The 10,600-nt window shown below is 49.7% G+C and carries 10 protein-coding genes and 1 pseudogene; 6 read left to right on the forward strand and 5 right to left on the reverse strand.

Annotated elements, in window-relative coordinates:
- On the forward strand, positions 1 to 485 hold a 485-nt coding region (locus tag IQ260_RS20370; protein ID WP_228016297.1), incomplete at its 5' end, for a hypothetical protein.
- Between the two features lie 419 nt (positions 486 to 904).
- Positions 905 to 1,762, forward strand: a complete 858-nt coding sequence (gene ppk2 / locus IQ260_RS20375) for a polyphosphate kinase 2 (RefSeq protein ID WP_228016298.1) — start codon at positions 905 to 907, stop codon at positions 1,760 to 1,762.
- 61 nt (positions 1,763 to 1,823) lie between these two features.
- On the opposite strand, the gene IQ260_RS20380 is transcribed toward ppk2, so the two are convergent.
- The gene (locus IQ260_RS20380; RefSeq protein WP_193994929.1) at positions 1,824 to 3,236 is read right to left on the reverse strand and encodes a tetratricopeptide repeat protein; all 1,413 of its coding nucleotides are present in this window, start codon (positions 3,234 to 3,236) and stop codon (positions 1,824 to 1,826) included.
- A 154-nt stretch (positions 3,237 to 3,390) separates the two neighbouring features.
- The gene (locus IQ260_RS20385; protein ID WP_193994930.1) at positions 3,391 to 5,130 is read right to left on the reverse strand and encodes a diflavin flavoprotein; all 1,740 of its coding nucleotides are present in this window, start codon (positions 5,128 to 5,130) and stop codon (positions 3,391 to 3,393) included.
- Positions 5,131 to 5,393: 263 nt separating this feature from the next.
- Here IQ260_RS20385 and IQ260_RS20390 point away from each other — a divergent pair, with 263 nt between their 5' ends.
- The 3 genes from IQ260_RS20390 (at position 5,394) to IQ260_RS20400 (ending at position 7,759) form a co-directional block, all read left to right on the forward strand.
- The gene (locus IQ260_RS20390) at positions 5,394 to 5,762 is read left to right on the forward strand and encodes a putative toxin-antitoxin system toxin component, PIN family (RefSeq protein WP_193994931.1); all 369 of its coding nucleotides are present in this window, start codon (positions 5,394 to 5,396) and stop codon (positions 5,760 to 5,762) included.
- A gap of 56 nt (positions 5,763 to 5,818) precedes the next feature.
- Positions 5,819 to 6,061 (forward strand): toxin-antitoxin system HicB family antitoxin, encoded by a 243-nt coding sequence (locus tag IQ260_RS20395; RefSeq protein ID WP_193994932.1) that lies wholly within the window; start codon positions 5,819 to 5,821, stop codon positions 6,059 to 6,061.
- A gap of 246 nt (positions 6,062 to 6,307) precedes the next feature.
- Positions 6,308 to 7,759 carry a HoxN/HupN/NixA family nickel/cobalt transporter gene (locus IQ260_RS20400; protein WP_228016299.1) on the forward strand — a complete coding sequence of 484 codons (1,452 nt, stop codon included), beginning with the start codon at positions 6,308 to 6,310 and terminating at the stop codon, positions 7,757 to 7,759.
- 19 nt (positions 7,760 to 7,778) lie between these two features.
- Here IQ260_RS20400 and IQ260_RS20405 read toward each other — a convergent pair whose 3' ends face one another.
- Positions 7,779 to 8,000: a hypothetical protein gene (locus IQ260_RS20405; protein WP_193994933.1), complete on the reverse strand. Its 222-nt coding sequence runs from the start codon at positions 7,998 to 8,000 to the stop codon at positions 7,779 to 7,781.
- 381 nt (positions 8,001 to 8,381) lie between these two features.
- On the opposite strand from IQ260_RS20405, the gene IQ260_RS20410 reads away from it, so the two are divergent.
- Positions 8,382 to 9,008 (forward strand): hypothetical protein, encoded by a 627-nt coding sequence (locus tag IQ260_RS20410; RefSeq protein ID WP_193994934.1) that lies wholly within the window; start codon positions 8,382 to 8,384, stop codon positions 9,006 to 9,008.
- A 27-nt stretch (positions 9,009 to 9,035) separates the two neighbouring features.
- Here the strand turns inward: IQ260_RS20410 and IQ260_RS20415 are convergent, their stop codons facing one another.
- Together IQ260_RS20415 and IQ260_RS20420 are read right to left on the reverse strand one after the other, a co-directional pair.
- Positions 9,036 to 10,100 (reverse strand): hypothetical protein, encoded by a 1,065-nt coding sequence (locus IQ260_RS20415; protein WP_193994935.1) that lies wholly within the window; start codon positions 10,098 to 10,100, stop codon positions 9,036 to 9,038.
- Positions 10,097 to 10,600: pseudogene (locus tag IQ260_RS20420) on the reverse strand (metallophosphoesterase); the annotation flags it as partial. The pseudogene IQ260_RS20420 and the gene IQ260_RS20415, both read right to left, overlap by 4 nt.

Below are 10,600 nucleotides of genomic sequence, written 5' to 3' on the forward strand. Positions count from 1 at the left end.
TGATTGGCAGCGACGGTACTGCCTTACCCGCCCGCTCCACCTACAGCATTGCCACCAACACCCTCAGCCGGGCTCTGCCTGCCGCTATTCCGGTATACGAGCTGGAGACCGCCTACTTTGAGCAGCTCAACCAGCAATTTGGCGATAGCTGGCGCATTACCCAAGCCGAGTCGCTGTTTGACTACCCCACTGGCCTCACCACGGCTAGCTTTACCAACCGTGGGTTTCCTGAGCAGTACCTGACTCTGAATGGCGTTAGCGATGCTGAACTGGAAGCTGCGATCGCAGAATGTGAGGCCGCTGGTGTACCTGAAGACCAAATGGATGGCTGTGTTTTTGATGTGGCGGCCACGGGCAACAGCAGCTTTGCCAATGCAGCGGTGAATGCCGTAGCCAATGTGGTGGTTGACCGGGTAACTGACCGCATTATCGATGAAGTCGACGATGTGATTCCATTACCAGGCGGTATTCGGCTGCCTTTCTAAGGTTTAGCTGCACTAGGCGGATAGAGAAATATACATCTCTAACACCGCTGGCTTCGACTCCGCTCAACCATCTAAATTTCTGGATCTCAGATAATTGAGGGCTGAGCGAAGTCGAAGTCCGATCGCTCTCGTTACATTATTATTTTTATTTTCTCGCAATTATTTAGAGTAGCCTAAGTACATCCGCAATTTCACAATTCAGCACATATCCTGACAGTCATCAAGACATTGTGGGACATGCCATGGTTAAACCGAACGTACATAAATCCCTAAAGGATGCGGATACCGACGTTTTAAAAGAGGCCTCCAACAAACCCAAAGCCATCAAAAAATCAGCTCTAAAACATAGGACCTCTAAACGTAAAGCCAGCAGAGCAAAGGCGACTAAAACCTCGATTAATCAGATAGCGACGATTCCTATGGCTGCTAATAACAAGAAAAGTGCCAAACATGACACCAAAAAGGACAAGTCTGTCCAGGCTAAAAACTCAAAAAACACCAAAAAACTCAGCAAGGCTGTTTACGAAGCCGAGCTGGAGCGCCTGCAGCTAGAGCTGGTCAAGATGCAAGGATGGGTTAAGCACGCGGGGCTTAAAGTTGTCGTTATTTTTGAAGGTCGAGATGCCGCTGGTAAGGGCGGTGTGATCAAACGTATTTCCGAATGTCTAAATCCCCGTGGCTGTCGAATTGTAGCCTTAGGAAAACCCACTGACAAAGAGAGAACCCAGTGGTACTTTCAGCGCTATGTGAGCGAGCTACCGGCGGCTGGCGAGATTGTTCTGTTTGACCGTAGCTGGTACAACCGGGCTGGTGTGGAGCGGGTTATGGGCTTTTGTGCCCACAGTGAATACACCGAATTTATGCGCACCTGTCCTGAGTTTGAGCACATGCTCCAGCGCTCGGGCATAATCCTGGTTAAATACTGGTTCTCTGTGAGCGACAAAGAACAAGAAAAACGCTTTCAACAACGCATTGACGACCCGACTAAGCGCTGGAAACTCAGCCCCATGGATCTAGAAGCTCGGGCGCGCTGGGTGGAATACTCCAAGGCGAAAGATGACATGTTTGCCATGACCGATACGACGAACTCACCCTGGTACGTAGTAGATGCCGATAATAAAAAGCGGGCTCGGCTCAACTGCATCAATCATTTGTTGAGCCTGATTCCTTACCAAGATCTGCCCTACGAGCCCATTGTCCTACCCAAGCGGCAGGATGCGATCAATTACAAGCGTCCCCCAAAAGACACTCAGCACATGGTACCTACTCAGTTTTGATGCCCCTTAACCTGATCTGGAGCGACGATACAATATCGGCTAGCCTGTTCTGAGCTTGGACTTATTCGATCGAACGGCTCGGTTGTGAACGTATGGGTGTTGGCCGAGGTACCGTGTGGGGTATCATCCGGATACCTCGGCCAGGACGCCGAACGGGAAGAGAGGGGACTAAAAAGGGACTGGTTTCAGTCTCTGGCTGGTCGCAGGTGCGGTGGGGCAAAACGGCATTAAATGTTCCCACAAGCCTTGGAAATCGAAATGGAGACCTAGAAACCCTTAACCTTGGGATTGCTGATTGATTGGCATAGCGATCAATCAGCGTTTGGGCCTGAGCCATTTGTCCTGTTTGCTGATACAGGGCAGTAAGACTGGTAACAATTTCAAATCTGTTAACGTCCATAGTTAGTGACTGGGTATCGACCATCTCTTGCAATGTTGTGTAATGGTCGATAGCGGCCTGAAGATTCCCCTTGCCCCATTCAGCTTGGGCTAATACGTATAGCGCATTGTCCTCAAAGTTCTCACCATACTGCAGCTGTTTTGTCAGTTCAATGGCCTGTTGAGCATAGTCACTGGCATCATCATAATCGCCGCCATCGATGGCAGCCTGGCCACTGAGTAAAAGGGCACGTAACTCTCCTGCTGGGTAGCGATGGCGACGGCTGCTATCTAGCGCCTGAGCTAGTAAGGCTGGGGCTGGGGTGTCAGTCTCAGCTAATCTTTCCGCGTTGCTCAATAAACCATCCACTTCGGTTACAGCACCTGCCTGTTGCCAGGTGGCGACTAGCTGTTCTTGGATCTCCTCAGCCGCATCACTATCAGGGGCCAGTAACGATAGCTGCGATTGTAACAGAGTCGCCATTTGCACTAAATTTGGCGAGACCGTCGCTGATTGGGGCCAATCGGCCCTATAGTCCAAGCCGCTGTCATAGGCGGCTAGAGCCTGGTCCGGCTGGTTATTAGCCCGGTACAGATCGCCCAAACGCTGGGACCAATCGCCATGGTTATTAAAATGCTGAGAGCCGTTAAAACTGTCGTCGGGCTGCTGCTGCTCTATGAATTGTAAGGCTTGGATCGCCCAGTCAACGGCTTGGGGATCCCGACAGTTGACATAGTTCAAATCCGTCAGGATGCTGAAAATACTCAAACTGACATCTGTACTATCGATAGGACGATAGGCATTCAAGGCCCGTTCATAGGCGGCCAACACTGAATCGACAGACTCACTTGTATCTGCCAGTGAGTCAGCCTCAAGCAGTAAGGTTTGAGCCTGTTCTTCGGCTAATGTTTGGGCTAGTAATGGACGACTGGTCACCGTAACTAGGCTGAGCAAAGCTACGGTTGTTACTAAAGAACGTTGAAGCAAATTGGGCATCACTTTCTGTCGTTCACTAGTTGACTGGGCAAACATGCGAGTCTGTGCCCCCAAGACCAGTGCTGTGACGGCAGCCAAGGATAAACTTAACCGTTTCATAACTCTCAGTGTCTCAAACAAATCGCCAACTAGTATATCTATCCAACTAAAGCGAGAGCTATTCAAACGTTTTCTGTGTCCATAGAACAGCCGGGTAGACAGTCCGACGACCCTCTACCCGGCTGGCTCCCTGCCAAGGCCTGTAAACTAGCGTTTAGTAATAGTTGCCAATCTTACGGTGGTGTACGGCGGTGATGGCCTCATCCTTTGAGACTTTACCCTCCTCAACGGTGCAGTACACCAGCCAGTGATCGGTAAGTTCCATCCGGGTATTTACCGTACATTCCAGATAAGCCAGGGCATCGGCCAGGATAGGAGACTTATTCTCAGCGGGACGAGTACGAATTCCGGCAAAGCGGTCGGCACCGGGTGGGAACCGCTTGAGGAAGTGTTTCATCAGCGGTAGATGATTCCCTTCTTCAAGAATGTTGAGGACAAAGGTATCGCCCACCTGCATCAGAGACTCAATCGCCCGGTCCTTGGCAACGGCAATGGTAAAGCCCAGGGGTTGAAAACTGGCTTGGGAAATCCAGGAGGCTAACATGGCACTGGTAACTTCACCCTTGGCGGCGGTGATGATATAGAGACCGCTGCTGATGCGTCCCAGAGCCTTTTGCAGGTCAGCATCGAGGGATTTGATTTTCTTGATTTTTTTGGCCTGGGCTAAATCCTGTCCCAGGTCAGTACCGGTCTCATCGCAGAGCTGGTAGAGTGCCTCAGAGGGGGTATCTTTGACGCGGATGGGGTCAAAGGCTACTTTCAGGTCTAGATCCTGCAGTTTGGTGTGCAGCGTATCGATGGGTTCGTCATCGCCGCCGTAGGACTCAAATAGACCAAAGGTTTGTTTGTTATTGACGGCAGCCAGGATAGAGCTGAGGGCGGTTTGGGTTTCTTCGGCACCCTGTCCTGTCAATGGGGGCATGCCCAAAAGAATACCTTTGGCTCGGCCCACGAGTTCAGTAACATTGTGGGGATCGGCAAGGCGCATATCCATCATTTCGACGGCGACACCGGTTTTGGTGATGCCTTTAGCTAGGGCTTGGGAGATGCGATCGCAATAGCCGTAGTCCGACACATAGAAAACCGCCACCATATTCTCGGCTTTGCTTTTCTCATTACTCCAGCGCCGGTAGCGCTCTGTGAGTTCTTCCAAGTTATGGCGAATCAAAGGACCATGACCGGTGGCGATGGTGCTAATCTCCCCCAGCTTGTCCATACGCTTCATCGCAGAGAGCACCGAGCGGGCATTGGGAGCCATCAAACACTCATAGTAAAAGCGAAAGTCAGGAGACAGCGCTTCGAGATCTTCGTCAAACGTATCGTCGGTGCAATAGTGGGCTCCAAACGCATCACAGGTGTAGAGCAGGCCAGTCTTTTGGTCGTAGGTAAAAATCGTGTCGGGCCAGTGCAGGTTAGGCGCACTGACAAACTTCAACACATGCCCTTTACCCAGGTCCAGGGTGTCACCATTTTTTACCAGCATCGACTCAAACGGCTGATGCACCAGGTCCTCAAGGAACTTAACCGCCACCTTTGCCCCTACTACCACGGCCTGGGGAGCCAGGTCCAGCACATCCTTTACCAGGCCGCTGTGGTCCGGCTCAGTGTGACTAATAACGATATAGTCGATTTCTTTCGGATCCACCAAACCCGTCAGTGCATCCATATAGATCTGGCGGAACTTGGCATGGGATGTGTCAATCAGCGCCGTCTTTTCCCCGCATACCAGATAGGAGTTGTAGGTGGTACCATTCTGCAGGCCAAACTCAATATCAAACCGGTCCCGGTCCCAGTCCAGGGAACGAATCACCGTGGTATTGTCCGCCAGATCACCCGTTGTCAGGGTAAGGCGCTTATCAGCAGAGTTAGCAAGATTTGGGGCAGCTACAACCATGGGTTACCTCGATGGGGTGTCCTAAAACACGCGACTTTAACAACACGCATGTTGCTTTAGTATTCATTGTGTCTCAAAATATCAATTTCTGCAGCCCGTTTTTCTAAGACGATTGATAAGGAAAAGCAATAGATATTGCGTTTAGCAGCATTAGGCAACAGGATTCGAGACTTGCATACTAGTTCCCGGCCGCCTTACTGTTTCCTAATCTCTGGCTGGGAACTCTATCAGAGGTTCCGCCTGTACCAGCATTGACAGCGTAAATGCCTATTCCCCAAATCGTAATTGACACAAACGTAATCATTGCGGGATTACGATCTAGAAATGGAGCTTCTTTCCAATTACTGAGACTTGTGGGCACAAAAAGCTTTAATATCCACCTTTCTGTACCATTAGTCTTGGAATATGAAGAGGTAATCCTACGGCAGCTCCCGAAACTGTCCATAGATGTTTCAGATGTTCAGAATTTCATCGATTTTCAATGCTCTGTTGCAACCCATCATCAAATTTTCTTTCTTTGGAGACCTTATCTGCGCGATTCAAAGGACGATATGGTGCTGGAACTGGCAGTTAAAGCTGAGTGTGATAGCGTAGTGACATATAACACTCGCGATTTTGCTGGCATTGAGTAGTTTGGAATAAGTGCTATTACACCAGCAGAATTTTTAGGTTCAATTGGAGCGTTATTATGAGCCCTTTAAATATCCAGCTACCTGATTCTTTGTATAAAAGTCTACAAAAGCTTGCTGAACAAGATGGGGTCTCGTTAGATCAGTTTGTTGTGCTGGCAATAGCTGAAAAAATCTCTGCATTAACCACCGAAGACTATTTAGGGGAACGAGCCAGTCGAGGTAATCGGTCAACGTACGAAAACGTTTTGACTAAGGTTCCTGACGTTAAGCCAGAACCTTACGATACATTGATTCTCTGAGCTTAGTAAGGAAGCTAAGTCATCGACCAGATGGAGTGACCTACAATGGGCGGCATGTTCTCCTTTCTGGGGTAATACCCTGTGCCCTATCAGATAGCTAAACTTAAGGTTCAAGTTTGCCCGCTCTTGTCTCCGGCTTTTCTTAGACGATGGGGTCGATACTTTGGGTTATTCATCGTTAGCGTTTGTCTAGTCTGGAATGTAGCTAGCTCAACCCTGGCTCAGACACTTATCACTTGGGAAAAATTGCAGCCCCCTGCGACCACCCTACAAAATCCCTACGCCCATCTATCTATTGATCAAACTCGCGACCTGGCAACCCTCGCAGGACTAAAGACCTGGGTAGAAGACAACCAGCCCAGCCCAGATAGCCTAGAATCGCGAGAGGTGTTGCGATTAAACCAAAAGCTTCAGGCCCAAGATCTGGATGTAGAAGAGTTGTTGTCCCAGATTGATCAGGCTCAGGCTTACTGGCAGGAAAAGTCTCAATCCATCAACTCGCAATGGATCGGAAAAACTGTAGAACTTTCGGGCTATATCCTGCCATTGACCTGGAATCAATCTGAACAGGTAACAGATTTTTTGCTTGTACCCTATGTTGGAGCCTGCATCCATGTACCCCCACCGCCACCCAACCAGATAGTTTACATTCGACCAGAGCAGGCGCTGGCAGAGCCAGGGCTGTTTACTCCAGTGGTTGTAGAGGGGCAACTGCGATCGCAGCCCGCCACCTATGAGGTATTCCAGGTAGATGGCTCCCGTCCGGTTGACGTCAGCTATGCCCTGACGCTCAATCATCTCACTCTTTCCGAGACACCGCCAGTATCTATTGGGCAACAACCACTGCCCTCGGGTTCCTGGTGGCAGCGCTTACAGGCAAGGGCTTCAGCCATGCTCACCCAGGCTGTAGGGAATGTGCATCGGCAACGCTCCCCAGGCACTTTCCTATGGGGACTGTTAATTTCCTTTAGCTATGGGGTGCTCCATACTCTAGGGCCAGGACATGGCAAAGCGGTGATTATGAGCTACTTTGTTGGCCAGGGGGGGAGCTTACGGCGAGGGCTCACCATGGGAATTCAAATTGCTGTTTTTCACGTGCTGTCAGCAATTGGGGTGGTAGTGCTGACAACCTTAGTCCTGCGCCAGAGCACACCGGATAATTACCGGCTGGTGCAGCTGGTGAGCTATGGTGCAATTGCCATCATTGGTGGTTGGATGTTTTGGCAGGCCATTCCCTGGCGGCACAAAGCCAAGCCAGTCGGTCTTGGGGCTAAGGCGGCTGACTTAGTGCTATATCCTGATCTAACCAAGCAGGTGGAAGCGTCTTCTGGGAATGCACTTGCCGTTGACTGTGGCTGTCTTACCTGTGTTGAGCCGAAGCGGGTCAGCGATTGGTTGGCGTTAGCGATTGGTTCTGTGCCCTGCAGCGGTGCCCTGCTGATTTTGCTCTATGGGTCTGCTAACAATTTGCTGGTGCCCAGCATTGCCATGGTCATAGCCATCTCAGTGGGCATGGCTATGACGTTAGCCTGGATTGGCACGTTAGCCTTGATGGGTAGAAACTATGCCGAACGCCGGATTCATCTGAGCAAACGGCATTATCGTCGTTTGCATCAGTGGCTAAGGTTTGCTGGGTCTGGCTGTGTGTTGTTGCTGGGCCTCTGCTTGTTTGGTGTGACTCTGGCGTCGAGTGGCTAAGTAGGCCTCCAGCGATCCTTTACAGGTTAGCCTGTTGGCCCATAACGCAGCGGGCACATTTGCAGCTTAGGGCATCCATGATGGGGTTATCGTCTGCCTGAGTTAAGGTAGGCAAAGAGTGAGCGTCGTTAGCTGACTGGGTTTCTACTGGGTTGGCTAAGGCTGACGGGGTTACCGCTAGTACTAGAGCTAGGGAACTGGAACATCCTAATACGGTCAATAGGTTGCGCTGCTGAGACATGGTAATTCCGCAGAGTTAGGCGATCATTAGGGCCATCATAACTGTCTCGGTCAGAACTAGCACGTTAGTTTTTGAGAAATCTGTGATGTGTATCACTTGCCGCTTCACAGCTACGTCATCATGGAGAATCATCGAGCTGTCTAAGCAAATTCAAGGTTAAGATAGGGTTAACTAAAAGTTAAGATAGTAGGGGCATCTGTCTGACGTTTGTTCATCTTTGATTTTTAATATTGGATGATGTCTAGTCCCAAACATATGCTGACACGGTTATCTGCTACTTAGTGTTTGACAGTAACGTATGGCATTGAGAAGAACCTGAGAGTTAGCTGTAGGTGTCCCCTAAAAACTATTAATAGAGAACTTTTTTTACCCGTTATGATATTGAAAGAGCGCTGGCAATTGCTTACTTTTATCCCTTCAATTTTATTGATCCTGGCAGTTGGGCTAGCTAAAGTACTATTTCAAGCACCTCTTTACAATTTAATTGAAGATGTTGCTGCAATTGCTGATATTCACCCACTCTCCGGTTTGCTTTCGAATGTCGGTGTTCTTCTATGGTGCGCAACAGCAACAATCTGCTTTTTTGCTGCAGGAGTTTTGAGACAGACCAAAAACTATAAAGCCATTCATTTCTGTCTGGCTTCTGCTTGCCTGTCTACATACCTGTTGATTGACGATTTTTTCTTGCTGCACGATAAGCTATTTCCCATCTACATGGGTATACCCGAGAATATAGTCTTAATGCTAGTCGTGATTGCGGTCATTTTATATCTTTTCTGGTTTCGCCGAACTATCTTGCGAAGTCAGTATGGATTTATGCTGATAGCGGTTGGATTTCTAGGCATTTCTGTTGGAGTCGATACCATTCTTAAACCATGGTTTTTCTTTCTTGGAGAGTGGAGGTCTCTGCTTGAGGATGGCGCTAAACTCATAGGTATTACTAGCTGGTTTTGTTATTACACAAATACGGCCTATCAGTTTGTATTAGAGAAATCTCGTGTCACTTAGCTAGCTACAAGGAAAAAGAGCAAAAAATTATCTTTCGGACTCCCTCACTTTGTAGTTAATCTCTTCTATCGGCAGATCTTCACAATCCCAATCCGCGTACCGCAGTTGTAGCCGTCGCTCCTTGGCATACTCCACCAGCTGACCGTCATACTTCTCAGCTTCTGTCCCTAACCCCTGAATCCGAATCTTGCCATTAAACACCGTCGCCCGTGCTAGGTAGATTACCAAATCATCCCGCGAGGGCCGATTAACCGTCATACTAGCGGTCAAGTGGGCCACCCCCCGCTCATCTAGTTCCTGGGGTAGCGCCATCGCTGTATTACGAATACCTCGAATCGCCACGATGGCTGAGGCAATGGCCATGGTAATATCCACGCCGTCGTCGGTAAAAATCTGATTGTTGGAGAGATACTGAAAATTACGCTCTCGCAAATCGTCACGGATGCGACGGTGAATTAGATTGTGCTGATTGTAGTTATTGAGGGCTCCCACAATGGCACCGCAGGCGTCACGGGGCTCTCGCCAGGGGGATTCTCTGGTTTTGCCGTAGACTTGATTGTCGCTATCGCGCAGTCGGCCTACATGGGTCTTGAGGTCGATGGCCACCAGTGAAATCGACTGAGGATTACCTGCATAGATGCGATTTTTCAGCTGTTCGTCTAGTTCGTGGGCTACGGTTACATGGGCTAGGGTGGCCCCATTGTCGGTACCGCCACCTGCTGGGAAAAACGCTTCTAGCTTGAGTTCGCCGATTTCGGAAAGGGTGGCAAATCGGGAGGCGACTACATCACGGTAGCGTTTGGTAGCTTCTCCTTGGTGGATGCGATCGCCACAGTTGGTGTAGGCCAGTGTAGTCACCACACTGGGGAGACTCATATCGGCCCCGCAGGCTTTAATGTCGGTGGGGCTAGCGGCCGCAAACTGTAACTCATCGCGCAGGATTTGCAACCCTTTGACTAAGGCATAGCGATCGCTCACAATCTCGTTGAGATAGTTATGGTAGGCGTTGCGCTCCATGCCAAAGCTGGCGCTTAGTTGCCAAAAGTTGTCTACTCGCTGCTGGGTGGCGTCGGCATCAAAGGGTAATGTCATGGCTGTCCTATCTTAAATTCATCAAATCGCACGACGTCTGATGTGGGTTGGCTGGTGTCGAAGTAATAGCTGCTGATGGTGCCTGAGCCTGTGTCTAAAATGCTAAAGGCGGTGATGTCGTTGCTGGCGATATAGGGCAATGGATTACCCGCATCATCCTTTAGCGGTTTTAATGTGGGGACTATGGGGGTGAGACCATTGGGATCTCCGATGGCGTCATAGGTTTCTTTGTAGCGATTGTCGGGGACCGGTCTGGGGTTGTCGGCCATGTGAGCACCGTAGCTGTTGCCAACGTTAGAGGATTCTAAAAACTGCATACCGCTATCGCTTTCAAACCGGTTCCATAGGTGGGAGTGACCATAAAATACCAGCTGGGTTCCAGCCTCTTCCAGCAGTGGCAACAGATGTTTGATGATATGGTCATCGGCTTTGGGATATTCATAGCGGATACCGGTGAGAGCACCGTTCTCATCCTGGTCGTACACGGGCACCTGTCTCTT

Origin of the sequence: Leptolyngbya cf. ectocarpi LEGE 11479, from assembly GCF_015207065.1 — a bacterium.
GTDB lineage: Bacteria > Cyanobacteriota > Cyanobacteriia > Phormidesmidales > Phormidesmidaceae > Leptothoe > Leptothoe ectocarpi.

Bases quoted from the DNA above. Each gene is read 5' to 3' on its own strand.
- ppk2 (WP_228016298.1), top strand. From the start codon at position 905: ATGGCTGCTAATAACAAGAAAAGTGCCAAACATGACACCAAAAAGGAC.
- IQ260_RS20380 (WP_193994929.1), bottom strand. From the start codon at position 3,236: ATGAAACGGTTAAGTTTATCCTTGGCTGCCGTCACAGCACTGGTCTTG.
- IQ260_RS20385 (WP_193994930.1), bottom strand. From the start codon at position 5,130: ATGGTTGTAGCTGCCCCAAATCTTGCTAACTCTGCTGATAAGCGCCTT.
- IQ260_RS20390 (WP_193994931.1), top strand. From the start codon at position 5,394: ATGCCTATTCCCCAAATCGTAATTGACACAAACGTAATCATTGCGGGA.
- IQ260_RS20395 (WP_193994932.1), top strand. From the start codon at position 5,819: ATGAGCCCTTTAAATATCCAGCTACCTGATTCTTTGTATAAAAGTCTA.
- IQ260_RS20405 (WP_193994933.1), bottom strand. From the start codon at position 8,000: ATGTCTCAGCAGCGCAACCTATTGACCGTATTAGGATGTTCCAGTTCC.
- IQ260_RS20415 (WP_193994935.1), bottom strand. From the start codon at position 10,100: ATGACATTACCCTTTGATGCCGACGCCACCCAGCAGCGAGTAGACAAC.